Consider the following 26,581-nt stretch of genomic DNA (forward strand, 5'->3'; position numbering starts at 1 on the left):
GCCGAGCGCGTATTGTGTCCCACGCCACTCTCATGTAACGATACAAAACCATGATGGTCGATCGACGTCAGCTACTCGTGCTCGGTGCGCTGAGTGCCGCCTCCACCACCCTGGCCGCCTGCGGGGGAGGGGACGCGGACGACGGCTCCGGCGCGGCGACGCTGAACTTCGCCTTCTGGGGCAACGACGACCGCGCCACCAAATACCAGCAGGCCATCGACCTGTTCCAGCAGCAGAACCCGGCGATCAAGGTGCAGACCTCGTTCGCCGCGTGGGACGTCTACTGGCAGCAGCGGTCCACCGAGGCCGCCAGTTCCAGCCTCCCCGACGTACTCCAGATGGATCTCGCCTATCTCGCCAAATACGCCCGGACCCGGCAGCTGCGCCGGCTCGACGACGACCTCGGCGACGGCCTGACCGTCAACGGCATCGACCCGAACATCCTGCCGTCCGGTAGGTACGACGACGGCACGTACGCCGTTCCCACCGGCACCAACGCGTTCGCGATGTTCTACAACGCCACCCTGCTCGCGGACCTCGGCATCCCGGCGCCGACCACCCCGCTGACCTGGGCGCAGTACCAGCAGTTCATCACCGACGTCTCGGCCAAGGGCGCCGGACGCCCGGAGAGGGTCTACGGGTCGGTCGACTACACCGGCGTCTTCTGGATCTTCCTGCACCACATCCGCCAGTCCGGCAAGGACCCGTTCACCGGCAACAAGCTCAACTTCACCGAGGCCGACCTGACCGCGTGGTGGGAGTCGACCGCCGCGCTGCGTCCCACCGCCCTGCTCCCGGCCAAGGACGTCACCGCGCTCAAACCGGTCTCGCCGTTCGCCAAGAGCCGCACCGCCAGCGAATTCGCCTGGGACAACCAGCTCGCCGGATACCTCGGCGACTCCGGCGGCAAGGGCGAGTTCAAGCAGCTCACCCTGCCGACCGACAGCGGCACCAGCGGCCTGTTCTACAAGGCGTCGATGCTGCTCGCCGTCGCGCAGAACTCCGAACACCCCCAGCAGTCGATCAAGCTGGTCGACTTCCTGATCAACAACCCCGAGGTCGGCAAGATCTTCGGTACGTCCAAAGGCGTCCCGGTCACACAGGCGCAACGCGACGCGGTGCAGGCCAGTGGCGTCGACGCGCAGGTGCTGGCGTACGAGGAGAGCGTGAAATCCTCGGTCGGCGCCTCCCAGGGCGCCCTGCCGGAAGGCTTCGGCACCATCGAGACCGACTTCCTCACCATCGCCGAAGAGATCGCCTACGGCAAGACGACCCCGGCGGACGCCGCCAAACGCTGGTTCGCCGACGCCACCGACGCCCTGACCCAGTGACCGCGACCGTCGACGTGCGCCGGCGGCGCGACATCGCCGCCGGCTACCTCTTCCTGTCCCCGTGGCTGCTGGGTTTCGTCCTGCTCACCGCCGGTCCGATGATCGCCTCGCTGTACCTGTCGTTCACCAGCTACGACCTGTTCAGCAGCCCGTCCTGGATCGGCACGCAGAACTACACCAGACTGTTCGCCGACGAACGGTTCCGGCACTCGGTCACCGTGACCCTCGGGTACGTCGTCCTGGCCACCCCGCTGAAACTGGCCGCCGCCCTCGCGGTCGCCCTGCTGCTCAACGGCCGGCGCCGGGGCCAGGGCTTCTACCGGTCGGCTTTCTACGCCCCGTCGCTGATCGGCGCCAGCGTCTCCATCGCCATCGTCTGGAAAGCCCTGTTCGGCGCGGAGGGCGCGGTCGACGAGATCGGCCGGTTCTTCGGCTGGAACTCCGGCGGCTGGGTCGGCAACCCGTCCCTGTCGATGCCGATGCTCGTGCTGCTGTCGGTCTGGCAGTTCGGCGCCCCGATGGTCATCTTCCTGGCCGGTCTGAAACAGGTCCCCGCCGAACTGTACGAAGCGGCCCTGGTCGACGGCGCCGGCCGGATCCGCCGGTTCCTGAGTATCACCCTGCCGATGATCTCCCCGGTGGTCTTCTTCAACCTGATCCTGGAGACGATCCACGCGTTCCAGATCTTCAACTCGGCGTACGTCATCTCCGGCGGCAACGGCTCCCCGGCCGGTTCGACCCTGTTCTACACGCTCTACCTCTACATGCGCGGCTTCGCCGACCTGCGGATGGGGTACGCGTCGGCGATGGCCTGGGTGCTCGCCCTCGCCGTGGCGGCCCTGACACTGATCATGTTTCGCACGTCGCGGTCGTGGGTCCACTACGGAGGTGACCCGTCATGAGCACCGTACGCGGCCGGGCCGGCAGCATCGGGTTCCACCTCGGCTCGCTGGCCGTCCTCGTGGTCGTGCTGTATCCCGGCGTCTGGACCGTCGCCTCCTCGTTCAAGGACCGCAGCCAGATCGTCGGCAGCGCCAACCCGTTCACCGCCACGCCGACCCTGGACAACTTCCGCACCGCGCTGTCCGGGATCGCCGGGATAAGCTTCTGGGAGTTCTTCGGCAACTCGCTGCTGCTGGCCGTCCTGTCGGTGATCGCCGTCGTCGTGTCCAGCGCCGTCAGCGCGTACGCGCTGGCAAGGATCCGCTTCCCCGGCCGCGACCTGTGGTTCGCCCTGATGATCGGCACGATGCTCGTCCCCGCCCACGTGATGCTGATCCCGCAGTACATCGTGTTCCAGAAAGCCGAACTGGTGAACACGTTCGTCCCCCTGCTGATCGGCAAGGTCCTCGCGACCGACGCGTTCTTCGTCTTCCTGATGGTCCAGTTCATTCGCGGCATGCCCCGCGAACTCGACGAGGCCGCCCAGGTCGACGGCGCCGGCCACGGCCGCGTCTTCTGGTCGATCATCCTGCCGCTGCTGCGCCCCGCGATCGTCACCTCCTCGATCTTCGCCTTCATCTGGAGCTGGAACGACTTCCTCGGCCCACTCCTCTACCTGAAGAAACCGGACATGTACACGCTGCCGCTGGCACTGCGCCTGTACATCGACCAGACCAGCACCTCGGATTACGGGGCGCAGATCGCGATGGCCGTGCTCGCACTCGTACCCGTCATGCTGATGTTCTTCGTCTTCCAGCGCTACCTGATCGAGGGCGTCTCCACCCAGGGGCTGAAAGGATGAACCCGAGATTCGCGCTGTTCGGCGAGGTGCTGCTCACCGGCGTGCTGGTCACGCTGGCGTCGCTGGGCCTGATCACGGCCCTGCCCGCGGCGATCGCCGGCGCCGGCCACCTGCGCCGCCACATCAACGGCGAAGGCGGATCCACGGTGTACGCCGACTTCCGCGCCGCCCTCGCCGGACTGCCCGGGCTGAGCGCCGGGCTGCCGCTCCTGGCCGCGGTGCTCACCTGGAACCTGACGGCCGGCCGGCAGGCGGGGCCCGTCGCGTTCACGGCAAGCCTGCTCGTCGCCGCCCTCGGCGCGATCACCGTTGTCCGGTTGGCCGGTTCGTGGCGGCCCGGCTCAGTTTTCGCATTCCGGTCGTCCCTGCGCCAGACCGTTTCCGATCCGGTCGGCAGCGCGCTGATCGCCGGCGCTCTGCTCGGCGCGGTCGCGGTCGGGTGGATGCTGCCGCCGCTGGCCCTGGTCACGCCCGGCCTGCTGCTGCTCGCCGCCCTCGCGGTCAACCGGCGGCAGATGCCCGCGGAGGCAGGTGGCGGCACCGGGCCGTGAGTCGGTCGGCCTGCCGAAGCATCTCGTTGTTCTGAGCGAGGAGAACCTCAAGCCGGCCTTGGACGAGCGCTATCGCCTCTGTCGTCTCGGCCTGAGCTGCCCTCATGAGAAGGAGGTTTTCGTAGAGGGCGTCCGATTCTGCCAGTAGTCGTCTGCTCGGGGTCACATCTCATCCCAGGTGTGGTGGTGTGCTTGCTCTCCTGCCACGACTCGTCAGCCTAGTTCCAGCGAATGACAGGCCGACGATGCGGCCCTCCGACGTGACCGCAGTGATTTCGTGCGCTAACGCGGGGTTCTGTCCCTACAAGCATGGATTTGGGTCGGTGCGCCTTGGTTGAGTCGCACCAGTTCGCAATCTCCGTGATCCGGGGCGCTTGGGTCAGTATTGGCTCCGTGGAGATCGTGGAGCAGTTCGTGCTGGGTAAGTTCGGGGATCCGCAGAGGTGCGAGGACGCGATCGTTGTGACCGCCGGCCATCTGGCAGTGATCGACGGAGCTACGGATGTGAGCGGCCGGACCTATGAGGGCGCGACGGGCGGGTGGTGGGCCATGGCAGCATGCCGTGACGCAATCCAGGACCTGCCGGAATACGCTGCACCGGATGTGGCAGTAGCGGTCATGACAGCGGAGCTTGGCGCCCGTATCGATCCCGAACTGGCCGCGGCCGAGCGGCCGAGCGCGGCGGTTACCGTCTACTCGCGAGCGCGGCGGGAGGTTTGGCAGGTCGGCGACGTCGGGTTTGCCTATCGAGGGCTGCCCGCCTCGGTCGGGCAGCCACGCAAACTCGTCGACCGCGTAGCGGCAGCCTTCCGGTCTGCCGTTCTAGCTGCGGAGTTTGCAGCCGGAGGAGTCACCATGGAACGGGTGGTGGAGGCTGATCCCGGACGACTCGCGGCGCGCTCTCTCACCGGGCGGCAAGGCGCCCTGCGTAACAGGGTCGGGCCGTATGGGTACGCCGCTATCGATGGACGACCGGTTCCGCCGTCGTTGGTGGTCGTGCATCAGCTGCCTGATGACATCGACGAGCTGGTGATCGCCAGCGACGGCTATCCGTTCATCGGTGAAACGCTGGCCGCGTCCGAGTCTGAGCTTGCCCGGCTGCTCGACAAGGATCCCTGGTGTGTGGCTGAGCTCGCCGGCACCAAAGCAGTGCTGCCCGGTCAGGTAAGTTTCGACGATCGCGCCTACGTGCGTGTTCGCCCTTGAACCTGCCGGAGAAGACTGGGGATCCTCGCGAATTGATGATCTTGGGGGTTGTCGGGCTGAACCGAATGCGGGGACCGGGTGTCAGCCGCTTTCAGTGCACCGGTTTCGGGGCTGGGTCCGTGTCGCCGAGGTTCGGCGCCACCTGCGTGGATCACACGACCTCCGGCTACTGCCACCACACCTTGAAACCGCCGATTTTCCCGAGGTCCACAACCTGGCCCTCGGCGTGCAAAAGCGTGAAGAGTCGATTGCCGCGCATCAGGTGCTCACGGGAAACCTGTGCGATCACGTCGATCGCACCGACCGCCCGCTGAGCGTCGGCTTCAAAGAAACGGTCAAAGTCCCGGAGGACAAGGACCCACCCAGCGACCCCGGAGAAGTCGATACAGCGGAGCGTGTCACAGAATGCATCGAGGTTCTTGGCCGACCATCCGCAGTAGCGCATCGAGACCTGGCTGATCAGGTTCGTCAAGACCGTGGACCACTGATAGTCAGCCCCGGCCAGGGCCGGGTGTGATTCGGCGCTGACCGGCGTGGCTGATGAGGCCAGGCTCGACACCTCTGCGACACCGTAACCCCGTTCGCGCAGGTCACGGATTGCACCGTCGAGTGTCTTCGCCGCCTGGAACGCACCGACACCGCCGTCGTGGAGCACCTCCCAATCGATGCGCCCTTGTTCCTCTTCTTCCTCCGTGAAGACCGCCATGTCCGCACTATCCCAAACCACTTGGCCGAGCTATGCAGGAGTATGCGGGCGCGGGGTGGCTAGGGTTGGGGTATGGCGTACTGGTACGAATCGTCGATCGACCGGCAACTGCGGGAGGCCACCGAGCGCGGCGAGTTCGATAACCTGCCGGGGCTGGGGAAGCCCCTGTCGGACCACGGCCGGGAGTACGACGACGACTGGTGGGTGAAGGAGTGGCTGGAGCGGGAGGGCGCCACCGCCGGGGTGATCCCGCCGACCCTGGCGCTGCGGCGTGAGGTGGAGGACCTGGCGGAGCGGGTCGACCGGTTGCGGACCGAGTCCGAGGTACGGGGCTACGTCGCCGAGATGAACGAGCGGCTGCGCAAGGCCCGGCTCGGCATGATGGACGGTCCGCCCACGGTGCTGCCGCCGCGGGACGTCGACGCGGAGGTCGCCGGGTGGCGGGAGCGCCGGGGGCAGGACAAGCCCTAGGCTGCTGCGGCCGGGATGAGCAGCCAGCGCGCGAAGCAGTTCGACTCGTCGAGTTGTGTGAACCAGCGGACCTTCAGGCGGTAGGCAGTCACACCGTCGGTGCTGATCAGCAGTCCCGGGTCGACGCCTCGTGACGGCGGGCTGTGTTCGGCGGGCACCGGGCCGGGGCTGGCCGGCTCGAACATACCGTTGCCGTCGACGGCCGCGGTGAACACGGCCAGTTCGCCGCTGTCGGCTCCGACCACCGGGCCGTCGAGGTCCGCATCGTCGGGATGGGCCAGCGCCGCGGCCAGCACCTTCCGGTAGTCCGGACCCGCGGCCTGCACGAACGCCAGCACACCGGAACCGTCCCGGAAGATCTCGACCCAGCTGTCGTCCCGGACCACGCCGTCCCCGCCGACGAGAGCCGCGGTGCGCGGACCGACGGTGAGGCCGACCTCCGACGGTGTCAGGTCCAGGGTCCGGTCGAACTCGTCGTCGCTGTCCCCGCGCCAGTCGGCGCGCCCGGCGCTGTCGACGGCGAGGAACTGTTCACCGTTGCTCCAGAACCGCCCGATATGAATCCACACACGGATCATCAAAGGCCGGGCCGGGCGCCGGCCGCCAACTCCCCGGCGAAGACGTCCTGCAGCGCGCGCAGATGCTCGGCGACCGTCAGGCGGCCCTCGACCAGCGGGCGGACCTGGTCCACGATCAGCGCCTCGGTCTTCGGCGGGAAGAAGGACCAGGTGGCGTACCCGTGACGCCCCGACACGACGGCCTCGGTGACACCGTCCGCGGGCTGGGCGAAGATTCGTGGCGCGATCCCGGTCAGGCTGCCGGGGGCGGCGAGCGGAATGTTCCAGTCGCCGGGGATCGCCGCGCTGAACCGGCTGCGGACGGCCGGCGTGAACAGCGCGTCGAGCACCGCGGCGGCCTCCTGCGGCACCCGCGAGGCGGCGTTGATCCCGAGCAGGCTGGCGGTGCCGAACACGTACACCGGCGAGGTGATCCCGGGGCGCAGGGCGGGAAAAGGCACCACGTCGAGCCCAGCCGGGTTCTCCGGCAGCATGCCCGTCATCGCGGGCGCCATCGCGGCCGTGCCGTCCAGCACCCGGCCGACGCCCCGCTCGATGGTGTCGGTGAAGTAGTGGTCGCCGAACCAGCCCCGCTCGAACCATCCGCACAGCGCGGCGACGGCGTCCGCGAAGACCGCCGACGTCCACGGCAGCTCCCCGCGCAGGGCGGCCCGGACGGCATCCGGCCCGGCGTGGTGGTTGACCGCCAGGGTCCACAGCAGTTCGCACGATGCGGGGAAGTCGCCGCAGCCACCCCCGAAGGGGAGCAGTCCCGCGGCGAGCGCCCGCGCGGCGGCCGTCTCCAGGCCGGCGGCGGTGACCGGCGGCCGGCAGCTGAGGCCGTCGAGGGTGGCCGGGTCGAACAGCAGGGCCATCGTCTCGGTGCTGCGCGGCACCCCGTAGAGGCCGCCGTCCACGGCCGCCATCCGCAGGGCCGGGGTGAGCAGGCGCCTGTTCCACCCGTACAAACGGGAATGCGGGGTGAGGTCGAGCAAATGTCCCTGCCGGGCCACCGACAGGAAGTCCCCGGCGCGCGGCACCATCACGATGTCGGGCCCGGTGCCGTCCCGCAGCGCCGCGACGGTCTGCTCGCGGGCGTTGGCCGTGAGCACGCGCAGGTCGATCCGGATCCGGTTCTGGCCGGCGTTGAACGGCGCGACGAACAGGTCCTGGAACTCTCGTGGGCTGGGCCCCCGGCCGAGCCACCAGGTCACGCGTGTGGTCATCGCTCGACCCTACGCTGGCACAATTCCGGCGTGACCGAGATCGATGAGGCGTTGCACCGGCTGGGCAGGGCCTTCACCGCGGGCCTGCGGGAGCCCGGCTACCAGCTGTCCACCGTGCACCGGCACGGCGTCCAGAGCCAGACCTTCACGACGGCGGGCGAGCCGTCCCTGCTGGGCCGCTGGCTCAACAAGGATCTGGACGACGCCACGTGGGGGCTCACCGAGGTCGCCGGCCGCGGCCTGGTGTTCGAGATGATCGGCGATCCGGACGGGACGTACACGATCCACTGGTCGCGGGACGTTCCGTCGCTGCCCGCGCGGATCGTCCTCGATGAGGACTTCCGCCTTCCCGGCCACGAGACGCCGCCCGCCCGGGAACCCGGCGTCCCCGACACGAGGGTCACCGACCCGGCGGTGCTGGCCGAGGTCGAGCGCCTGGTCGGCGCGTTCATTTCCGGACATCACCCGCAGGGGTACGCCCCGGGCCACACCGAGGAGGCGATCCTCGCCGCCGAGCGGGTCCTCGGGCTGCGCCTGCCGGAGGATCTGCGTGCCCTGTACCGGCTGATCCACGACGACTACGACGAGTCGGGGCTGCTGGACCCGTTTGTGCTCGTACCCCTCGACCAGCTTGTCACCTGGAGCCGGCAGGACCTGCCCGGTTATCAGGACGAGCTGTTCGACGACGCCGTGATCTTCGACTGTGTGCCGGCCGGGCATGTGCGCCGGACGTCGGCGAGCAGCGGCTGGGTGACGTTCGCCCGGGACTACGGGATGAACTTCGCGGCCGTCGACCTGGACCCGGGGCCGCTGGGCCGTTCCGGTCAGATCGTCATGCACGGGCGGGACGTGTGGGCGCCCGTCGAATACGTCATCGGTTCGGTCACCGACCTGCTGCGCCGGGCACTCACCGGTGGTGACAAGGAACGCGCGTCACCGCCGGACCCCCAGGTGCGGGCGGACAGCATCGCGGACCTGCCGCCGTCGGTGCAGGGGGCGAAGCTGCGCACGGACGCCCCGGTCGACGTCGCCGATCTGGAACCTTTCACCAACCTTCGATCTTTGGGGGTACGCGAAAAAGTCCCCTCCTTCACCATGGCGTCCCCGACCGCCCTCCCGCTCGAGCACCTGCACGTGGAGGCCGCCCGGTGGGACCTCACCGGACTGCCGCCGACCGTTTTCGATCTGCTCCTGGCCGGCAACGACGAGCCGGTGCCGGTGGCCGCACTGGCCGCCCTGCCGAACCTGGTCCGCCTGGACCTGTCCGGGGCGAAGGTGTCCGACATTCCGGTGCTCGCCACGTTCCCGGCGTTGCGCGTGCTGACCCTCGACGGCCGTCAGTGGACGGAGTTGCTGGCAGCCGGCTGGCACCCGGACCGGCTGGCCGGCGCCGGGCTGGGCGGCACCGCGGGCGTGACCGACGCCGTCCGCTGGTCGCGGGCGTTCGGCCGCCCCGCCGACGTCCACACTCTGACCGGCTCACGGTAGGCAGACGCGCGCCGCCGTCCGGGATGCGACATCCCGGACGGCGTGCCCCCGTTGGCTGCGCCCGTCAGTTGTCGAAGTAGAGCTGGGCGCCCTGGCACCCGTACGGGCAGTGCAGCTCAGCCCGGTAGTACGCGGCCGGCCAGTCCGAACCCCAGATGTCGTGCTCGTTCCCGTAGTACCTGTTGTCAGGCGGCCGTACTTCGGCGCCGGTGCTCGTGTTACGGAGGATGACGAACGAGTTGACCGGTGTCTCGTCGCCGGGGTACGGCTCTCTCGGCGCCGTCCACGGAATGTTCAGCGTCGCGGCGTGCGGGTTCGCCCCGGCCGGAACCCAGAGTGCCGTGGTGAAGCAGGTCCAGGTGGTGGTCACCGTGCAGGACCGGTCGGCCAGCGCGGTCGCGGATCCGGGTGGTGCGGCGGCGGCCGGCTGCCCGGTCAGCAGGGCGGCGGACATCGCGGCCGCGGCCATGGCGCCGGTGACGATTCTCCCCGTGTACATGCGCTCCTCCATCGTCGGATGCGTGCTGCCTCGATGGTGCCGCCGCGGGGCGGCCGCTGTCGTTGCCGATGCGCGCACGGGCGTTCCGATCCCGTGCACCCGGCCGGTCAGGGCCGCGGCCGGGCGCGCCATGCGCGGGGGGAGATGCCGTAGGTGGCCTGGAACAGGCTGCTGAAGTGGCTGTAGTTGGGGAAGCCCCGCCGGGCGGCGATCTGCCGGATCGTCCACGGCGAGCACAGTGGTTCGGCCAGGTCGGCGCGGCAGCGTTCCAGCCGGGCGCCGCGGATCGTTGCGGCGACGGTGCCGCCCTCGTCGCGGAACAGTTGGTGCAGCAGGCGGACTGAGATGTGGTGGGCGGCGGCGATCGTCCGCGGGGTCAGGTCCGGGTCGTGGAGGTGGTCGTGGATGAAGGAGTGGATCCTGGTTCGCAGCATCCGGTGCCGGAACTCCGGTGACGCCGTCCGGGTCGGTTCGGCGCCCAGTTCGTGGCCGAGCAGGGCGGCCATCAGGTCGACGACCACGGTGGCGAGCCGTCCGGCGTCCACCTGCGCCCAGTGTGCCGAGTCGGTGAGCAGCCGGTTGACGACGTCGACCATCAGCGCCCCGACGCCGCGCCGGCCGTCGATGGGAACACCGATCATGGCTTTGACGAGGTTCGCCGGCATCGGCAGCAGGGCGCGGGGTACCGTCATCATGGTCACGTGGAAGCGGCCGTCGTCCGCCTGCCGCCAGCCGCGGAACGGGCGGGACGTGTCGTAGAACGACATGTGTGCCGCGGTCAGCCGGGGTGTCCGGTCGCCCTGGGTCATCGCGATGCTTCCGTGCTGCGCCACCATGAGGCGGAAGGCGTCCGGGTCGCTGCGCCGGACGAGCCGCTGCGGCCGGTCGATCCGGACGCGGGCGTTGTCGGTGGCGGCGATCGCGGCGACTTCGATGGCGCCCAGGTCCATGGTGCTCATCCGTACCCGGATCGGCTCCTCCGGTTCGGCGTGGACGTCGACGGGCACGTCGGCCCGGGACAGCACCTCGCGGTATCCGGCGAGCCGGTCCGCCTCCGGCAGGTCGTCGCTGCTGAAGACCACGCGCATCGTCGCCACCTTCGTCGGTTCCCTGTCCGTAGGGTGACAAAGGCCGGGGACCCCGCCAAGCGGGCCGCCGCTTCCCGACACACACGCAGCACGCGCCGAATCTTTTCCATCGTTTCGTGTTATCGCGCCGCTCCCCGTGGGTCTAACTATCGACCTAGTTCAATCAACTGCAGGGGAGAATCCATGGGTAAGACCCTCGCCGCACGGGCGTTCCACCGCGCCCTGTGGCTGACCGGGGTGCTGACGCTGGTTATCGCCGTTCCCGTCCCGCAGTCCGCAGCGGCCGCCGTCCCGGTCGGCGGCGGCGTCTACACGCTCGCGTCCGGTTCCAGTGGCAAGTGTCCCGCCCCGGGTTTGATGGAGGCATCGAAACCTGGGAGATGATTCAACGATGCCGGCCCCGAAGAAGTATCCCGATGATCTGCGTGAGCGTGCGACCCGGTTGGCGATCGAGGCCCGCCGGGACCCGGCGTCCGCGGTCGGCGCGATTCGGCGGATCGCCGATCAGTGCGGGGTTCATCCGGAGGCGTTGCGCGGCTGGGTGAAGAAGGCCTAGACCGATGCCGGCGACCGGCCGGGCACTACCAGCAGCGACGCTGAACGCCTCGCCGCTCTGGAACGGGAGAATCGTGAGCTGCGGCGGGCGAACCAGATTTTGAAGTCCGCGGCGAGTTTCTTCGCGGCGGAGTTGGACCGTCCGTCGCGATGAAGGTCGACTTCGTCGACTCCCACCAGGAAGAACACGGTGTCCAGCCGATCTTGCTGGCCTTGGAAGGCACGCCCGCAGCGATCGCACCGTCGACGTACTACGCCGCCAAGACCCGCCCCGCCTCGCGACGCTCGCGGCGTGACGCCGAACTGACCGCGTTGATCAAGCAGATCCACGCGGAGAACTACGGCGTCTACGGCGCCCGCAAGATCTGGCACGAAATACTGCGCCGCGGGGTACGGGTGGCCCGCTGCACCGTCGAGCGGCTGATGCGCGAAGCCGGGCTACGCGACGTGACCTGCTGGCTGCGGCCGGAAGCTCATACCTGCCCGCAGCGGGTGCTCTGCCACACCTACGGCCGCGGCAAGGACACTCACATCATGGTTCCGGGATGGCCGTATTCGCTGGTCACGGCCTTGGAAACGGGACGAAGCTCGTGGACGGCGCCGCTGGACGCTCGCCGGCTGGCACCCGGCGACGACACGGCCACGGTTACCGCGGCCCAGCTCCGTGAGGTGGTCGAACGGCTGATCACCGCCCGACAATGGCAGCCGGCGACCCCGACATGTGGATCGTCGCGGACGCCGGCTACGACGGCCCCCGGCTGGCGTTCCTGCTCACGGATCTACCCGTGAAAGTCCTGGTCAGAATGCGTTCCGATCGGGTTCTGCGCCGCCCGCACCACCCCGGACCCCCGGCACGGCCGGCCGGCCGCCCCGGCACGGCGGCGAGTTCCTCTTCAGTGATCCCGCCAGCTGGGGTGACCCGGACGCGGCCACCGAGACCGACACCCGTCTCTACGGCACCGCCACCGCCCGAGCCTGGCACCGGCTGCATCCACGCCTGACCCACCGAACCGCCTGGATCAGCGAGAACGGCCCGCTACCGATCGTCGAAGGCACCGTGATCCGGCTGACCGTCGAGCGGCTGCCGTCCGGCGCCACTGCGAAACCGGTCTGGCTCTGGTGGTCGCACCCCGCCGCCGACGACCGTGAGGTCGACCTGGCCCGGCAGGCGTTCCTGCGCCGTGTCGACATCGAGCACACCTTCCGCATGCTCAAACAGACCCTCGGCTGGACCCGCCCGAAACTACGAGACCCGGCCGCCGCCGACCGCTGGACCCGGCTCGTCCTGGCCGCCTACACCCAGCTGCGGCTGGCTCGCGGCGCGGTCGCTGATCTACGCCGACCTTGGGAACGCCCCGCATCAGCCGAGCGACTCACGCCCGCCCGCGTCCGGCGAGGGTTTCGGCACCTACGCGGCAAGACCGGCAGTCCCGCCGCCGCACCGAAACCCTCCCGGCCAGGACCTGGACGACCCGCCGGACACCGCAACAACCGGCCAGCCACCCGCCACGACGTCCACATCGTCACCAGCCCGAACAACAGCCCAAGCAACAAGAAGAAGAGGATCTCAACGCCGCTGATCGGGGCCTGCCGTAACAGCGGCGTGCCGCCAGTGCCGGCGCCATGTCGAGAACCCGCCCTATTCAGGATGAAAAGGCTCAGTGATTAACCGTCCGCGGGACGCTCAAAAGTTTCCACGCTGGTCCGATATCGGACGGCCTCTTTCGGCGCATGCGATATTAAGATAACGAAGTCGGGAAGGGCTGATTCGGTGGGCATTCCATCCGCGTCAGAACTTCCTGGCTCTGCGTCCCACTCGATCAAATTCACCTGTACGGTGTAGGCGCCTGGGGAGAGCGGAATTTTGATGCCCCCACCCACATACCCACCGACGTTTTCTAGGCCGCCGAGCTCGACGGTTCCACGAGATTTCAGCAGGTATGCTTCCGAGGCGACAAGCAGGAACTTATTCTCCCTTCCCGAGAGGCCTCCATTGCGAATCGCCACCTGCCACGAACCGTCTCCCCCTACATTTAAGGGTACAAATATTCCATTTCTGATATTCTGCTCAATGGACTCATTTCTGGAGACCTTATCTTCCCATTCTTCAAGACTTGAGATATCGGAGAAGCCTTCCGGCTGCCACAGGGCGCCGAGTCCTGCGTCTGTCCGAATGACGTGGTAGGTGTTCAGCGGAGGGGAACTCAATGTGGCTCCTTAGCATCTTTCTTGGATGACAATCGAGCATACCCGGTCTCCTGGTTGCAGGCCTTGTTGTTTGATGCGTTTGGCGATCTGGGATCCCAAACTGCGATTCACGGAAAGGTCGAGAGGGTTCATGTTCGTGATGTCGTCGACGCCTCCAAGCTGGAGGTCCTTGGTGTGGTCGATGTCGGATCCAGCAGGCTTGGTGTTGCCGGCCCTTTTCCAAGAGCTGCTTGCCGACTTGGAGCGCTTGACCGCGGTGACCACAAGGTTTCCATCGCTGTTCAATGCTGCAACCTTGGCATCAGCCGCGACTCTCTGGGCGGGCGTCCATTCAGGCTTGTAGGTGACTTCGAGCTGTACCCCGTCGCAGTTGTGAACGAGTAGAGGGGTGCTACCTGCGAGGACATAATAGGTGTGAATGTCGGCGACAGTTAGGTCGCGCATGTTTTGACTGGAAATGCGGTTCCGGACCGCGGTGACGAGCTGGTGACTCCCGTCGGCGGCCAGCAGGATAGATTCGCCAGGGACCAGTTCGCTAGCCGCAACCCAGCTATCGCTCCTCTGATCCCAGAACGGGTGATTGGCGGTGGTGAAGATAACTGGTTGAGTTGACCCAGGCCGGAATTCTTGATCGGCTTCCGATCGGATGGCCTTGACCGTGACGTCGGTAAGGTACGTGTCCTGGTTAGAGTGCGTGACGGTGACCGATTTAATGGCGCTTCGGCCGGTGATCGGATCGGTTGCCAGAACCTTGTCGCCCGGCTTTACGTCCCGGATAAGTTTAGTGCTCCCGTCACCCATGAGGACACGGGTGTTCGGCGCGAAACTGTGTCTCGGGCAACCTCTCTTAAAAGCCTTCTTAACAACGTTCTTGACGGCTTTGTAGCCGACTTTGGCAGCGCCGCTCTTAAGCGCGGTGACCGCCAGCTTCGCGGCACCCCTGACGGCACCGCCGCCGGGAACGAGGTAGGTGGACCATTCGCCGGCTTTGTAGGCCCAGCTATTGGTGTTGACGAAGCAGTCAGCGCCGGGGCTGATGGCTTCGCGGGCGAGGCCGGTCAGGCCGAAGCTTGCCGCGTCGCCGACGCCGGTGAGGAAGTCGATGACGCCGCCGGTAAAGCCCGTGGTGAGGGTTTCCTGAGACGGGCCTTTGAGGACGAGGTTCTCGATCCAGTTGCAGTCGGCGCAGAGGCCAGCAGGGTCGGTGTTCTGCAGCGGGTTGTTCTCGGCGTACGCGTAGGGCTGCAGTGTGTCGTCGACCTTGGGGTCGATGGTGAGGAACTGGCCGGTGACCGGGTCGTAGTCGCGGGCGCGCAGGTAGACGAGGTTGGTGTCGGGGTCGGTCCAGGCGCCGGTGTAGCCGATGGCGCTGTCGGTGCTGCCGGCGTGGTGGGTGCGGGTGCCGTAGACGTCGTAGGTGTTGGTGGCGATGGTGGCGCCGGCGGCGTTGGTGATGGTGCGTACCGAGCCGAGGGCATCGGTGTGCAGGTATTCGATGGCGCCGGTGCGGTCGACCTGGGCGTAGGGGGTGAGGGTAGGGCCATAGAGGTACGAGTGGGTGCCATCGTCGAGCAGCAACGGCATGCTGCTGTTGGCGGTCCAGACCATGTTGGTGGTGGTGCTACCGGTGGTGCGGCGGGTACGCAGGCCGTCGCCGTCGTAGCCGTAGGTGACGGTGATGCCGGCGGTGGCGACTGCGGTGAGGTTGTTGGCCTGGTCGTAGTGGTAGGCGGCGGTGGGCAGCTCGAGGTTGTAGCTGCTGCTGGTGGCGGTGGTGTCGGTGAGGATGCGGTTGCCACGCTGGTCGTAGGTGTGGGCGACCGCGGTGCCGCCGGCGGTGGTGGTCCGGGTGACCTGCTGGCTGGCGTTGTAGTCGTTGGTGGTGCCGTTGGGCAGGGTTTTGAGGAGTCCGTTGGGGGTGATGGCGTAGTCGCCGGTGGCGCCGTCGCCCGTGGTGGTGACCGAGTCGATCTGGCCGACCTGGTCGAAGGTGAAGTTCTGGCTGCCCGCCGGGGTGGTGGCGGTGGTCAGCTGGCCGGCCTTGTCGTAGCCGTACGTGTAGTTGTCGATGGCCGTGGTTCCGCGGGCGAGGGCGATGGCGGAGATCTGGCCGTTGTTGTCGTAGGTGTTGATGCTGGTGACGCCGTTGGGGTTGGTCAGCTGTTTGCGCTGGCCGTCGGCGGTCCAGGAGAAGGTGGTCTTCTTGCCGGTCCAGTCGGTGGCCGAGGCCATTCGGCTGGCGGTGTCGTACTGGTAGGTGACGGTTTTGCCGTTGGGGTAGGTGAGTGCGGTGAGCCGGCCGCCGTCGTCGTAGGTGTAGCCGACGGTGTTGCCCGCGCTGTCGCGGGTGGTGGTGAGCTGGCCGGTCTGGTCGTAGGTGTAGTCGGTGGTGCCGGTGCCGTCGGTCATGGCGGTGCGGCGGCCGGCGGCGTCGTAGTTGTAGTGGACGGCGGGGGTGTCGGTGTCGTTGTAGGTGAGGTCGGTGACGCGTCCGGCGTCGTCGTAGGTGCGGGTGACGGTCGAGCCGTCGTTCTGTTTGGTGGAGTAGAGCCGGCCGAGCGTGTCGTAGTCGTAGGTGGTGGTGTTGCCGCCGGGCAGGATTCGGGTCAGGGGCTGGCCCGCTTTGTTGTAGGTGTAGCGGGTGACGCCCTTGTCCGGGTTTTCCACGGCGGTGACGAGGCCGTCGTCGTCGTACGTGTACTTGGTGGTGCTCAGGTCGGGGTTGACGATCGTGTCGATCTGCCCGTCGGCGGTGTAGGTGGTGCGGGTGATCCGTTCGTTGGGGTCCTTGCTGGTCTCCACGCGCCCGTCGGTGTCGTAGGTGAAGACGGTGGCCTGCTGGTTGCCGTCGAGGGTGAGCCGGTTGACACGGCAGACCCGGATCGGCCGAACGGTCAGCCCGCGCGCGAACCGGCGAGCAGAGAGGTCACATCGGCATCCCAGGACGCGGCAATCACGCTATTTGCTGTGCAGTACCTGGGAATGAGTTACTTCTCGACTGAGAAACCTCAAGAACGAAAAAGTTGACAAAATCGGCATTCGGCGGATCTACTGCTGACACTGCGCGCGCCAGCCATTGATTCGTGCTGCTCACGAAGCCCAGCGCTGGTGCTCAGCCGTCGGCGAGGATCTCAACACGACCCTCCTCGAGGTTCCGGTGACGAACCGCCCCAGCGCCGACGCTCCGCTGTCGGCGAGGATCTCAAGCAGTCCCAGGCCACGCCGCACCGGTCAAAACTCAAGCTCAGAGAACAAAGGTCCCGTCCTGGAGGCAACATCAAACCAGCCGACAGCGCCAGACCACGGGAGTGATGGGCGCAACCGCTTACGCAGGTCGCCCGGTGGCCTGAGCGTTCCGGACGCGTAGCGGCCGGCGAAGACCGCCGGGCCCTCGGCGGGAGCGACGGTCTGTACCCACCACCCCGCTACGACATCGATCTTCCGATTTTGATCTGAGAGAGGAAAGCAGAACGCTCGGCCTCCGTCCCATGATCGAGACGGAGGCCGAGCCAAAGTGACGGTCAGTGGCCGGCGACGGCGCCGCTGATCTCGTTGGGCACGGAGTCCAGGGTGGCCGAGTTGACGATCTTGCCGCTGGTCAGGTCGAGCTGGTGCACCTTCTTGGTGGCGGGCTCGGTGATGTAGGCGTCGTTGCCGCGGACGAACAGCGCCGGGCGCGGCTGCTGCCAGTCGAGGGGCTCGGTCCAGGCGGCGACGACCGGCCACGAGTGGGTGATCTTCGCGGTGGCCGGGTCGGCGACGTGCAGGTTGCCGTCGGTGCCGAGGATCAGCGCCTCGCCCTGCGGTCCGCGGTTGAGGGAGCGGAACGTGTAGCTGACGCCCTGGGGCATCGGCACCACAGTGATCTTGTCGGTGACGGTGTCGATCAGGGAGAAGTTGGTCGGGCGCTCCAGTTCCGCGTCCGGTTCGATCTTGAAGTCGCCGAGCAGGACCGGCGAGGCGTCGCTGCCGGCCTGGTTGCCGATCCGGCTGTACGCGCGTCCGCTGTCGACCTTGGTGAATGCGCCGTTCTTGAACAGCAGTACGCCGTCCTCGCAGCCGAGCGCGACGACGTCTCCCTGGGCGACGGCCTCGCCGTGGACGCCGGGGCACTGTTCGTTGCGGGCGATCTCGGTGCCGTTCTTGTCCAGTGCGAGCGCGCCGGTGCGGCTCTCCTCGGTGCCGACGGTGACGATCATCGTGCCGTCGGCGAGTTCGACGGCGACGCCGTGGTGTGCCTGCGCGGTCTTGTACTGGCGGGCCTGCGGCTTGCCGGTGGCCAGCTCCTTCGGGTCGAAGCTGTTCACCTCGCCGGTGCCGTCGGTGAACAGGATGGTCTTGCCGGCGTGCCGGACCACGTGGCCGGGTTTGGCGCCGGGCCAGGTCACGTCGGTGAGCTTGCCGGCGCCGGCGTCGAGGAGCTGGAAGCCGGCCTCGGTGGAGACAACGACGTTGCGGTCGTCGCCGGCCGGGTTGACCCGGTTGAAGCCGGCGAGCGGGACGGTGTGCGCGACCTTCAGGGTGTCCCCGTCGAGGATCTGGATGCCGCCGTCGTAGGTGACGGTGAGCGGTTCGTTGACCACGGCCGAGGCCGGTGTCGGCGCGGCGCTCGTCTCGTTTCCACAGGCGGCCAGGGCCAGCGAGGCGGCCGCGATGACGGCGATGCCACGTCGGTTCACAGTGTCTTCTCCCAATTCAAAACGAAAATCATTTTCAACTACAGCTTAAGCAGAGGCCGTTGCGAGGCCGGACCCGGGGGTCAGGCGGACAGGCCGCCGATGATCGCGTCGGCGTTGAACCGCATCATGGCCAGGTAGTTCGCCGCTTCACCGTCCACATCGCTCAGCGATTCGGAGTACAGGCCGACGACCCGGACCGTCAGGCCCGCCTCCGCGGCCAGAACCTCGGCCAGCCGGTCCGGCTGTGCGGTGTCCGCGAAGATCGCCGGAACCCGGTACTTCTCGATCGCCCCGACCAGCGACGCCAGGTCCGAGGCGCTCGGCGACGCCAGCGTCGTCCCGCTGGGCAGGATCGTGCCGACCACCTCGAGGTGGTAGCGGTCGGCGAGATAACCGAAGACGTGGTGGTTCGTGACGAGCACGCGGCGTTCTGCCGCCAGGCCCGCGAACCGCGCCGCCAGCTCGGTGTCCAGGTTGGTCAATTTCCTGGTGTACGCGGCCGCGCGCGCCCGGATCACGGCGGCGTCGACCCCGGTCACGTGGGTGGTGATCTGCTCGGCGAGCAGCCCGGCGGCGGTGGCCATCCGGGACGGATCGGTCCAGAAGTGCGGGTCCGGCAGTCCCGCCGCGTCGCCGTCGCGGTACTCCAGCGGCGCGACCTGCGCGCCGACCTCGACGACCGGCACCCCCTCCGCGGCCGCGGACTCGACGTGCCGCAGCACACCCTCCTCGAGGCCCAGCCCGTTGTAGACGACCAGGTCGGCGGTCTGCAGGGTGTGCGCCTCGCGGGCCGAGATCGCGAACGAGTGCGGGTCGGCGTTCGGTTTCATCAGCACGGTCACCGACGCCGCGTCGCCGGTGATCTCGCGGACCACGTCGCCGAGGATGTTCGTCGTCACCACGATGTGCGGACCGTCGTCCGTGGTACAGGCCGTCGCGCCGCCGAGCAGGGCCGCCGTTGCCGCGACGATCGCCGCCAGCCGCCTCACCGGCCCACCTCCACGGCCAGGTCCGGCTGCTGAGCGGTGCGCAGGGTCCGCGCGGTCCGCAGCTCGTCGGCGTAGTCGATCTCGAGGATCACCCGGTCGGCCGGCACCGCCAGGTAGGCGCGGCTGACGTCCAGGGTCAGCGTCGACGCCGCCAGTGGCGCCTGCGCGATCACCGTCCCGGTGTCCAGCTCGTAGCTGATCAGCGTGCCGTCGTTGTCGAGCGCCAGCACCGTGCGGTCGTCGGCGGGGGAGGCCGCCGCGACCAGCTCGCGGCCGTCCGCGGGCAGGTGTTTCAGGGTGACCTTGGAGGCGTTGACCGACCAGATGCCGCCGGCTCCGGCCAGCGCGGCCTCGTTGCTGCGCGGCCGGTGACCGAAATCGGCCGGCGGGACCGGGCCGCCGGGGGAGTCCAGCCGTTCGGCGGTCAGCGCCGTGCCGGTGTGCTTGATCCGCAGCAGGGAGTCCTCGCAGGCGATCACCACGCCGCCGCGCAGCACCGCCCACCCGGACGGCGCCGCGCACGGTGTCTCCAGCGCGCCGGTCGGCTTCCCGCCGGCGTCCATCGCCACGATCCGGTTCGCGGGCTTCGCCGGGTCGTCACCCACGGCGACCAGGAGTCCTTCGGCGTACGGGACGGCAAGCGCCGTACTGCCCCGCGAGTCGATCGTCACCGGTTCGCCGACGGTGCCCTCCTCCAGCTGCCGCCGGTCGTAGACCCGGATCCGGCCGTCGGCGGTGCCGACCGTGGTGTGCGGGCCGGAGCCGGCGACCGTCCGGACGGTGGTCTCGAAGGTGACCGTGCCCAGCGTGCGGGCCTGCGACCGGTAGTAGTGGACGTGGTCGGTGTGGTCGACCGTCCACACCCCGGCGTCGACGATCTCCAGGGTCCGGTCGCCGTCACCGACGTAGACGAACCGGCCGTCCTCGGACAACTCCCGGGCGGTGACGGTCAGCGGGACCTGGTTCTCCTGCTCGCTCGCCAGGTCGAGCAGGTGCAGCTCACGGGAGTCGCGGGTGGCGTACGCCAGGGCGGTCTGCGCCTCGGCCAGCTCTTCGGCGCCGGCGACGTACCCGTGCGGTTGCTCCTCGGTCTGATCCTGCGGGGGGCCGCAGGCGGACAGGACGAGCGCCGTGCCGATGGCCGCTCCGAGGGCGGCGACACTTCTTCTGATCACAGAGAACCTTCCAGTGGGGGGACGCTTCGCGGGGCCCGGCGTGCGGCCGCGAGGGCGGCGCGGACGCCGAGGATCGCGAAGAAGATCAGGACGGCGACGGCGGCGATGGTGGCGCTCGCGGCCGTCGCGGCGAACCAGGAGATCCAGAGGCCGAGCACGGTGGCGGCGGACCCGATCAGGAAGCTGGTGGCCATCACCGCGGGCAGTCGCCGCGCGACCAGCATCGCCGCCGCCGAGGGGGCGATCAGCATGCCGAAGGCCAGCAGGGTGCCGACGACGCTGAACGCGACGGCCATCGTGACGGTGAGCAGGATCATCATCACGACGTTCGCCAGTCCCGGGCGCAGCCCCAGTGTGCGGGCCTTGCGCGGGTCGAACGTCAGCGCCAGGAACGGCCGGTGGAAGACCGCCGAGACGACCGCCACCACCGTGCCGGCCCCGGCGAGCAGCAGCAGGTCGGGGGTGCGGATCGCGAGGACGTCGCCGAAGAGGAACGCGGTCAGGTCGGTGGCGAACGACCGGGAGTGCGACACCACGATCACGCCGATCGAGAGCATGCCGACGAACAGCAGGCCGATGCTGGTGTCGCGGCCGAACTCGCGGCTGTGCCGCAGCGCGTTGACCCCGGCCGCCATCGCGAACGCGCTGAGCCCGGCGCCGAGGGCGAGGTTGCCGCCGAGCAGCGACGCGACCGCGACGCCCGGCAGCATGCCGTGGCTCATCGCCTCACCGAGGAAGGTCATGCCGCGGGCGATCACCCACACCCCGGTGAGTGCGCAGACGGCGGCCAGCAGCACGCCGCCGAGCAGGGCGCGCAGGACGAAGGAGACGGTGAAGGGCTCGGTCAGGGTCGACATCACCGGGCGAATATACTGCAATGAAAATCGTTGTCATTAAGGGGGAAGTGGTGCTGACCGCCACACACCTGGACTTCCGGTACGCCGGCGTCCCCGTCCTGCGCGACGTCACCCTGCGCGCCGAACGCGCGACCATGCTCGCCGTCACCGGCCCCAACGGCTGCGGCAAGAGCACCCTGCTGCACCTGCTCGCCGGCATCGAGAAACCCGCCGCCGGCACGGTCCACCGCGACCCCGGCATCCGCGTCGCCCTGCTCCCGCAGCGCACCGGCGACATCGACGCCCTCCCGCTGACCGTCGCCGAATGCGTCCGCATCGGCCGCTTCACCCCGTCCGGGCTGCTGCGCCGCCTCACCCGCCACGACCGTGCCACGGTCACCGGCCTGATGGAGGACCTCGGGATCGCCCACCTGGCCCGGCGCCGCCTGCGCGAACTCTCCGGCGGCCAGCGCCAGCGCACCCTGATCGCCCAGGCCTTCGCCCAGGACGCCGACGTCCTCGTCCTGGACGAACCGACCGCCGCCCTCGACACCGGCAGCCGCCGTCGCGTCCAGGACCTGCTCACCACACGGGTCCGCGACGGCGCCGCCGTGATCGTCGCCACCCACGACGACGAGGAGGCCGCCCTCGCCGGCCGGACCCTGCGCCTGCCCGCGCCGATCGACCTGCACCCGGGGGCCACACCTGGTGGAATGGGACGGCAAGAACACCGACGGTGACACCGGCGAGGAGCATGTATGGGCCGACAGGAGCGGCCGCTCTGGAAGTGGTACCTGGTCGTGATGGCGGTCGCAGTGATGGCCTACTTCGCCACCCCCGACTCGTGGGTGCAGACCATCTCCTACAACGCGATCGCGCTGTCCGGCATCATCGCCATGCTGATCGGGCTACGCCGCGACGGCGTGACGGCCGCCGGGCTGTGGCGGGCCTTCGCCGGCTGCCAGATGCTCGCGGTCTGCGGTGACGTCGCCTATGCCTGGTACGCACGCCACCTGCACGACTTCTCCTATCCCGCGCCCGCCGACGCCTTCTACCTGGTGGCCGGGCTGCTCGAAGCGGTCGTCCTGACCCTGGTGCTGCTGCGCCGTCTGCCGACCCGCGACCCGGCCGGGGTCATCGAGGCGGTGATCCTCGCCGGGGCGTTCGCCCTGGTCGCCTGGGTGTACCTGATGAAACCGGTCACCGAGGCCGCGGACCTGACCGCGGTGGGGAGACTGGTCGCCATCTCGTACCCGGTCATCGATCTGCTGCTGTTGGCGCTCGTGGCCCGGATGCTGGTCGGCGGCGGCGCCCGCAACGGCGCGTTCCGTCTGCTCGCCGCCGGGATGGTCAGCTATCTCGCGGCCGACTACGCCTGGGCGTTCACCGACCATTTCCAGTTCGACGCGGGCACTTTCACCAGCCACCTGATGGACGCGGGCTACCTACTCGCCTTCGGCCTGTACGGGGTGGCCGGACTGCACCCCGGCATCGCCGACCTGGCCAAGCCGATCCTGATCAGCGACCGGCACTTCTCCCGCTGGCGGCTGGCGCTGCTGGCCGGGGCCACCCTGATCGCGCCGCTGCTGCTCGCCTGGCAGGCGTGGCAGGGCCACCACCGGGTCACCGACGCGGGGGCCATCGCGTTCGGCTGCATCGTGATGTTCCTGCTGGTGGTGGCGCGGATGGCGGTGCTGGTCCGGCAGGTGGAACGGCAGGCGGACGTCCTGGAACGCCAGACCGAGGAACTCACCGAACTCGCGCAGCGGGACGCGCTGACCGGCCTGGCGAACCGGCGGGCCTGGGAACAGGCGCTGCCGAAAGCCCTGGAACGGGCCCGCCGCGACGGGAGACCCCTGGTCCTGGCGGTCATGGACCTCGACCATTTCAAGCGGTACAACGACCGGTTCGGCCATCAGGCCGGTGACCGCCTGCTGAAGGAGGCCTCCGCGGCGTGGACGAGCGGGATCCGCGGCGACGACCTGCTCGCCCGCTACGGCGGGGAGGAATTCGCCCTGCTGGTCCCGGACAGCAGCGGCCCGCAGATGGCGGCGCTCCTGGACCGGTTGCGCCCGCTGACACCGTTCGGTCAGACCTTCTCCGCGGGCATCGCGGTCTGGGACGGTGAGGAAACGGCGACCGACCTGTTCGGGCGCGCGGACGCCGCTCTGTACGTGGCGAAGGACGAGGGCCGCAACCGGGCGGCGTTCGCCCCGGCCTGAGGATCAGCTCCCGGCCAGTCCCGCGGTGGTCAGAGTCAGGTGCTCGGTCAGCAGGCGGGCCGCCAGATCGGCGTCGTGGGCCAGCGTGGCCTCCTCGATGCGGCGGTGCTCCCCGGCCGCGTCCCGGTCCGGGTTGCGCCGGCCGGACCAGCGCCGGGCCAGCTCGCTGGCCAGCCACAACCGGTCGAAGGTGTCCAGCAGGACGGCGTTGCCGCTGCCCTCGAGCAGCGTGCGGTGGAACAGCCGGTGCACCTCCGACCAGGCCTCCGGGTCGTCGAACGACGTCCGCGCCAGCCGGTGGTGCGCGGCACGGACCCGGCCCTCCCACTCCAGGTCACCGCGGGCGATCGCCAGGCGTAGCGTCGCCGGCTCGACGATGCGACGGGTCTCACCGATCTGCTGCCAGCGCTCGTCGGACTGGCGGGGCACGGCGAAACCGCGGTTGGTCAGCCGGTCGGCCAGGCCGTCACCGACCAGGCGGACGAGCGCCTCGCGGGCGATCGGCAGGCTGACGCCGTGCCGGGTGGCCAGTTCCTGCGGTTTGAGGGCCGCACCCGGCGCGAACTCGCCCCGCAGGATCGCCTCGCGCAGCGCGGTGTACATCCGCCCGGAGAGCATCTGCTTGCCGTCGGGCTGTGGCGACTGACTCATACAGCGATCATAGACCATCACGAGGAAAATATATTTTCCGTGCTACGGTCGATCCCGTCGAACCCCTTCCGGAAGGAAACCCATGACCGGCAACAACCCGTTCGCCCGCCTCCCCGAGGCAGCGGACTTCACCGTCACCAGCACCACCGTCGCCGACGGCGAAGCCTGGCCGGCCGCACAGATGTCCGGCCTGTTCGGCGTCCCCGGCGGCCAGGACATCTCCCCGCAGCTGACGTGGAGCGGCGCCCCCGAGGGCACCAAGAGCTACGCCGTCACCGTCTACGACCCGGACGCCCCGACCGGCTCCGGCTTCTGGCACTGGGCCGTGGCGAACATCCCCGCCACCGTGACCACCCTGCCCGAGGGCGCCGGCGACGACACCGGCACCGGCCTGCCCGCCAGCGCGTTCCAGCTGCCCAACGACGCCCGCTCGGCCCGCTTCCTGGGCGCGGCCCCGCCGGCCGGCCACGGCGCGCACCGCTACTTCATCACGGTGCACGCCCTCGACGTCGACAGCGTCGAGGTGGCGGCGGAGGCGACGCCGGCGGTGCTGGGCTTCACGATGTTCCCGCACGTCATCGGCCGCGCCACCATCGTCGTCACCGCCGAGATCCCGGCCTGACATCGATCTCGCCCGTCCCGTTTCCAGCGGGACGGGCGGTGGGTGATCTGCTTCCGGCGATGGCCGCATCAGCCGGCGAGGGCGGCGGCGATGAGGAAGACCAGCGAGGCCCCGATCGCCAGGCCGACGAGCGCGAGCGCCGCTGCTGCGCGGACGATCTCGCCGATCGGGGCGAGGGCGTTCTTGAGCGAGACCAGGGCGAGCGCCATGCAGAGGCCCGCGACGACGAGGTACAGCCCGGATGCGTTCATGTCCACTCCTGGTGAGGCGCGTTGCGCTTTCTCTAAGAATGTGCGCACGGATGTGCTGAATATCAATGAATATTCGTCTTTTGAAATACCGATATGAATTCGATCTGCTAGGTGGCAATCCGGCGTAGTGCAACTAGATAGCTGGCCAGTAGGGTACGGGGAGGCGCCCTGGGGGCTGAATTTCCTTGAATACAGGCTGGCGGCTGGGAATACTGACTAGGTTTTGGCCATGCTGATGAATAGGGATTTTGGCGAAATGACTGACTCTTCCGTTCCGCGGCCCGTCCAGGCAGAGATGATCTCCGGCGCGTGCTCGACAGGCAGCTGCCCCACGGTCTATCGGACCGCACATGGATCGTTGGTGGTGCAGGGGGGTGTGGTTCCGGGTGGCGTTGCCGGGGTGGAACTGCCGGAAGGGGAGACGTTCGTTGAGATTCCGCTGGAGTTGTTGCTGGACGCGGCCCATCGGATGTCGTGATCGGTGGCCGGGCGATGGCTGAGCCGGTCAGCCCGTCCGCTGAGGACGACCCGCGAGCGGTCGGGTCCGCGCTGCGGGCGGCTCGGCGGCGTGCCGGGCTGACCGGTGCCGAGCTCGCCCGGCGAGCGGGGATCAGCCAGCCGACCGTTTCCCGGCTGGAGACAGGTGTCTCGCTCGCGGATCCGGCCGAGGTTCACCGGCTTGCCGGGGCCATGGAGCTCTCGGATGCCGAGACCGAGGCCCTGGTCGCTCTGGCGCGGCGTGCCCAGCAGCGGATGAACGATGTCCGCACCGAGCCGCGCGGCCTGCCGCAACTTCAGGAGTCGATCCACCGGATCGAACAGAACAGTGCCGTGGTCAGGGTTTTCAACCCGTCCCTCGTGCCGGGACTTCTGCAGACCAGCAGCTACGCCCAAGTGGTGATCACGAATCTGGGCTCACTGACCGCCGCTGACCCCACATCGCCGGAGACCCACGGCAACCTGCTGTCCGCGGTGTCCCGGCGGATGGCGCGGCAGGAGGTGCTCGGTGACGCCGGCAAGAAGTTCTTCTTCGTCATCACCGAATCGGTGCTGGGTGCCGGGGTGGGCACGCCGGAAGACATGATCGTCCAGATTCGGCACCTGCGGCGGATGCACGCCCTGCCCCATGTCAGCCTCCGGATCCTGCCGGCTCGGGCCTTCGTCAAGGACTTCGCCCTGCACTCGTTCGAAATGGTGGACGACCAGGTTGTCATCATCGACCTCTTCAACACGTCGATGACCACGCAGGGGCGGGCCGACATCCGGCTCTACCGGGATCTGTTCGAGCGCTTGCACACGGCTGCCACGGGTGACGTGGACGCGTTGCTGGACGAGTACACGGCGTACTACCGCGGGCAGATCGGCGACTGACGGTGAGGCACCCGGTCAACGGGGTTCCGCTACCGGGATGCGGGCCAGTGCTCCGGCCTTCAGGCCGGGGGTGAAGGCCCGCGCTGGGAGGGCCGCCAGGCCCGAGCAGTGCCTTAACCGGGACGGTTCTGCTGCTCGGTGTACTGCTTCACGAC

The 26,581-nt window shown here is 68.7% G+C and carries 29 protein-coding genes and 1 pseudogene; 17 read left to right on the top strand and 13 right to left on the bottom strand.

The features are described from left to right. The first annotated feature begins 53 nt into the window (after positions 1 to 53). From QSK32_RS40705 to QSK32_RS40725, 5 genes are all read left to right on the top strand, one after another. Positions 54 to 1,331 carry an ABC transporter substrate-binding protein gene (locus QSK32_RS40705; protein ID WP_045744913.1) on the top strand — a complete coding sequence of 426 codons (1,278 nt, stop codon included), beginning with the start codon at positions 54 to 56 and terminating at the stop codon, positions 1,329 to 1,331. Continuing rightward, on the top strand, positions 1,328 to 2,233 hold the full coding sequence (locus QSK32_RS40710; RefSeq protein WP_045744861.1) for a carbohydrate ABC transporter permease: 906 nt from the start codon (positions 1,328 to 1,330) through the stop codon (positions 2,231 to 2,233). The genes QSK32_RS40705 and QSK32_RS40710 overlap by 4 nt, the downstream gene beginning before the upstream one ends. Beyond that, positions 2,230 to 3,075, top strand: coding sequence for a carbohydrate ABC transporter permease (locus QSK32_RS40715; protein WP_045744860.1), 846 nt, complete (start codon positions 2,230 to 2,232; stop codon positions 3,073 to 3,075). The genes QSK32_RS40710 and QSK32_RS40715 overlap by 4 nt, the downstream gene beginning before the upstream one ends. After that, entirely contained in the window at positions 3,072 to 3,626 is a 555-nt protein-coding gene (locus tag QSK32_RS40720; protein ID WP_285474953.1) for a hypothetical protein, read from the top strand. Before QSK32_RS40715 ends, QSK32_RS40720 begins: the two co-directional genes overlap by 4 nt. A gap of 393 nt (positions 3,627 to 4,019) precedes the next feature. After that, the gene (locus QSK32_RS40725) at positions 4,020 to 4,832 is read left to right on the top strand and encodes a hypothetical protein (RefSeq protein WP_285474954.1); all 813 of its coding nucleotides are present in this window, start codon (positions 4,020 to 4,022) and stop codon (positions 4,830 to 4,832) included. A 166-nt stretch (positions 4,833 to 4,998) separates the two neighbouring features. On the opposite strand, the gene QSK32_RS40730 is transcribed toward QSK32_RS40725, so the two are convergent. After that, a complete protein-coding gene (locus QSK32_RS40730; protein ID WP_285474955.1) occupies positions 4,999 to 5,538 on the bottom strand; it encodes a barstar family protein in 540 nt (179 codons plus the stop codon). 72 nt (positions 5,539 to 5,610) lie between these two features. Here QSK32_RS40730 and QSK32_RS40735 point away from each other — a divergent pair, with 72 nt between their 5' ends. Further along, positions 5,611 to 6,009 (top strand): DnaJ family domain-containing protein, encoded by a 399-nt coding sequence (locus tag QSK32_RS40735; protein ID WP_285474956.1) that lies wholly within the window; start codon positions 5,611 to 5,613, stop codon positions 6,007 to 6,009. On the opposite strand, the gene QSK32_RS40740 is transcribed toward QSK32_RS40735, so the two are convergent. Together QSK32_RS40740 and QSK32_RS40745 are read right to left on the bottom strand one after the other, a co-directional pair. Beyond that, a complete protein-coding gene (locus QSK32_RS40740; protein WP_285474957.1) occupies positions 6,006 to 6,587 on the bottom strand; it encodes a hypothetical protein in 582 nt (193 codons plus the stop codon). The two genes, QSK32_RS40735 and QSK32_RS40740, sit on opposite strands and share 4 nt — an antisense overlap. Continuing rightward, on the bottom strand, positions 6,587 to 7,792 hold the full coding sequence (locus tag QSK32_RS40745) for an ABC transporter substrate-binding protein (RefSeq protein WP_285474958.1): 1,206 nt from the start codon (positions 7,790 to 7,792) through the stop codon (positions 6,587 to 6,589). Before QSK32_RS40745 ends, QSK32_RS40740 begins: the two co-directional genes overlap by 1 nt. Before the next feature lie 30 nt (positions 7,793 to 7,822). Here QSK32_RS40745 and QSK32_RS40750 point away from each other — a divergent pair, with 30 nt between their 5' ends. Next, positions 7,823 to 9,280 (top strand): SMI1/KNR4 family protein, encoded by a 1,458-nt coding sequence (locus QSK32_RS40750; protein ID WP_285474959.1) that lies wholly within the window; start codon positions 7,823 to 7,825, stop codon positions 9,278 to 9,280. A gap of 64 nt (positions 9,281 to 9,344) precedes the next feature. Here the strand turns inward: QSK32_RS40750 and QSK32_RS40755 are convergent, their stop codons facing one another. Both QSK32_RS40755 and QSK32_RS40760 read right to left on the bottom strand, forming a co-directional pair. Next, the gene (locus QSK32_RS40755; RefSeq protein ID WP_285474960.1) at positions 9,345 to 9,779 is read right to left on the bottom strand and encodes a hypothetical protein; all 435 of its coding nucleotides are present in this window, start codon (positions 9,777 to 9,779) and stop codon (positions 9,345 to 9,347) included. Between the two features lie 107 nt (positions 9,780 to 9,886). Continuing rightward, positions 9,887 to 10,867 (bottom strand): AraC-like ligand-binding domain-containing protein, encoded by a 981-nt coding sequence (locus QSK32_RS40760; RefSeq protein ID WP_285474961.1) that lies wholly within the window; start codon positions 10,865 to 10,867, stop codon positions 9,887 to 9,889. Positions 10,868 to 11,050: 183 nt separating this feature from the next. On the opposite strand from QSK32_RS40760, the gene QSK32_RS40765 reads away from it, so the two are divergent. From QSK32_RS40765 to QSK32_RS45630, 5 genes and pseudogenes are all read left to right on the top strand, one after another. Next, complete coding sequence (locus QSK32_RS40765) at positions 11,051 to 11,251, top strand: hypothetical protein (protein ID WP_285474962.1); 201 nt, start codon at positions 11,051 to 11,053, stop codon at positions 11,249 to 11,251. 7 nt (positions 11,252 to 11,258) lie between these two features. Further along, positions 11,259 to 11,423: a helix-turn-helix domain-containing protein gene (locus QSK32_RS40770; RefSeq protein WP_285474963.1), complete on the top strand. Its 165-nt coding sequence runs from the start codon at positions 11,259 to 11,261 to the stop codon at positions 11,421 to 11,423. A 149-nt stretch (positions 11,424 to 11,572) separates the two neighbouring features. Continuing rightward, complete coding sequence (locus QSK32_RS45795; protein WP_502872594.1) at positions 11,573 to 12,211, top strand: IS3 family transposase; 639 nt, start codon at positions 11,573 to 11,575, stop codon at positions 12,209 to 12,211. Then, positions 12,144 to 12,353 (top strand): annotated as a pseudogene (locus tag QSK32_RS45625) (transposase); the annotation flags it as partial. The gene QSK32_RS45795 and the pseudogene QSK32_RS45625, both read left to right, overlap by 68 nt. A gap of 126 nt (positions 12,354 to 12,479) precedes the next feature. After that, complete coding sequence (locus QSK32_RS45630; protein WP_353051016.1) at positions 12,480 to 13,091, top strand: hypothetical protein; 612 nt, start codon at positions 12,480 to 12,482, stop codon at positions 13,089 to 13,091. Here the strand turns inward: QSK32_RS45630 and QSK32_RS40785 are convergent. From QSK32_RS40785 to aztB, 6 genes are all read right to left on the bottom strand, one after another. After that, positions 13,088 to 13,630 (bottom strand): hypothetical protein, encoded by a 543-nt coding sequence (locus QSK32_RS40785; protein WP_285474964.1) that lies wholly within the window; start codon positions 13,628 to 13,630, stop codon positions 13,088 to 13,090. The genes QSK32_RS45630 and QSK32_RS40785 overlap by 4 nt on opposite strands. A 9-nt stretch (positions 13,631 to 13,639) precedes the next feature. Further along, the gene (locus QSK32_RS40790; protein ID WP_353051015.1) at positions 13,640 to 16,573 is read right to left on the bottom strand and encodes an RHS repeat-associated core domain-containing protein; all 2,934 of its coding nucleotides are present in this window, start codon (positions 16,571 to 16,573) and stop codon (positions 13,640 to 13,642) included. A gap of 578 nt (positions 16,574 to 17,151) precedes the next feature. Further along, positions 17,152 to 18,309, bottom strand: a complete 1,158-nt coding sequence (aztD, locus tag QSK32_RS40795) for a zinc metallochaperone AztD (RefSeq protein WP_285474965.1) — start codon at positions 18,307 to 18,309, stop codon at positions 17,152 to 17,154. Between the two features lie 80 nt (positions 18,310 to 18,389). Next, on the bottom strand, positions 18,390 to 19,298 hold the full coding sequence (gene aztC / locus QSK32_RS40800) for a zinc ABC transporter substrate-binding protein AztC (protein ID WP_285474966.1): 909 nt from the start codon (positions 19,296 to 19,298) through the stop codon (positions 18,390 to 18,392). Continuing rightward, positions 19,295 to 20,473 (bottom strand): WD40 repeat domain-containing protein, encoded by a 1,179-nt coding sequence (locus QSK32_RS40805; RefSeq protein WP_285474967.1) that lies wholly within the window; start codon positions 20,471 to 20,473, stop codon positions 19,295 to 19,297. The genes aztC and QSK32_RS40805 overlap by 4 nt, the downstream gene beginning before the upstream one ends. Then, the gene (gene aztB / locus QSK32_RS40810; RefSeq protein WP_285474978.1) at positions 20,470 to 21,330 is read right to left on the bottom strand and encodes a zinc ABC transporter permease AztB; all 861 of its coding nucleotides are present in this window, start codon (positions 21,328 to 21,330) and stop codon (positions 20,470 to 20,472) included. Before aztB ends, QSK32_RS40805 begins: the two co-directional genes overlap by 4 nt. Positions 21,331 to 21,380: 50 nt before the next feature. Between aztB and aztA the strand changes: the two genes are divergently transcribed. Further along, a complete protein-coding gene (aztA, locus tag QSK32_RS40815) occupies positions 21,381 to 22,049 on the top strand; it encodes a zinc ABC transporter ATP-binding protein AztA (protein ID WP_285474968.1) in 669 nt (222 codons plus the stop codon). A gap of 18 nt (positions 22,050 to 22,067) precedes the next feature. Then, positions 22,068 to 23,531 (top strand): GGDEF domain-containing protein, encoded by a 1,464-nt coding sequence (locus tag QSK32_RS40820; RefSeq protein WP_285474969.1) that lies wholly within the window; start codon positions 22,068 to 22,070, stop codon positions 23,529 to 23,531. 3 nt (positions 23,532 to 23,534) lie between these two features. Here QSK32_RS40820 and QSK32_RS40825 read toward each other — a convergent pair whose 3' ends face one another. Then, positions 23,535 to 24,182: a GntR family transcriptional regulator gene (locus QSK32_RS40825; protein ID WP_285474970.1), complete on the bottom strand. Its 648-nt coding sequence runs from the start codon at positions 24,180 to 24,182 to the stop codon at positions 23,535 to 23,537. A gap of 82 nt (positions 24,183 to 24,264) precedes the next feature. Here QSK32_RS40825 and QSK32_RS40830 point away from each other — a divergent pair, with 82 nt between their 5' ends. After that, positions 24,265 to 24,804, top strand: a complete 540-nt coding sequence (locus QSK32_RS40830; RefSeq protein ID WP_285474971.1) for a YbhB/YbcL family Raf kinase inhibitor-like protein — start codon at positions 24,265 to 24,267, stop codon at positions 24,802 to 24,804. 68 nt (positions 24,805 to 24,872) lie between these two features. Here QSK32_RS40830 and QSK32_RS40835 read toward each other — a convergent pair whose 3' ends face one another. Next, positions 24,873 to 25,055: a hypothetical protein gene (locus tag QSK32_RS40835; protein ID WP_285474972.1), complete on the bottom strand. Its 183-nt coding sequence runs from the start codon at positions 25,053 to 25,055 to the stop codon at positions 24,873 to 24,875. A gap of 229 nt (positions 25,056 to 25,284) precedes the next feature. On the opposite strand from QSK32_RS40835, the gene QSK32_RS40840 reads away from it, so the two are divergent. Both QSK32_RS40840 and QSK32_RS40845 read left to right on the top strand, forming a co-directional pair. After that, the gene (locus QSK32_RS40840; protein ID WP_211275457.1) at positions 25,285 to 25,533 is read left to right on the top strand and encodes a hypothetical protein; all 249 of its coding nucleotides are present in this window, start codon (positions 25,285 to 25,287) and stop codon (positions 25,531 to 25,533) included. Positions 25,534 to 25,547: 14 nt separating this feature from the next. Further along, on the top strand, positions 25,548 to 26,426 hold the full coding sequence (locus tag QSK32_RS40845; RefSeq protein ID WP_285474973.1) for a helix-turn-helix domain-containing protein: 879 nt from the start codon (positions 25,548 to 25,550) through the stop codon (positions 26,424 to 26,426). Positions 26,427 to 26,581: the final 155 nt, after the last annotated feature.

It is taken from the genome of Actinoplanes sp. NBRC 101535 (genome assembly GCF_030269225.1).
In the GTDB taxonomy this organism is placed as follows: Bacteria; Actinomycetota; Actinomycetes; order Mycobacteriales; family Micromonosporaceae; genus Actinoplanes; species Actinoplanes rectilineatus.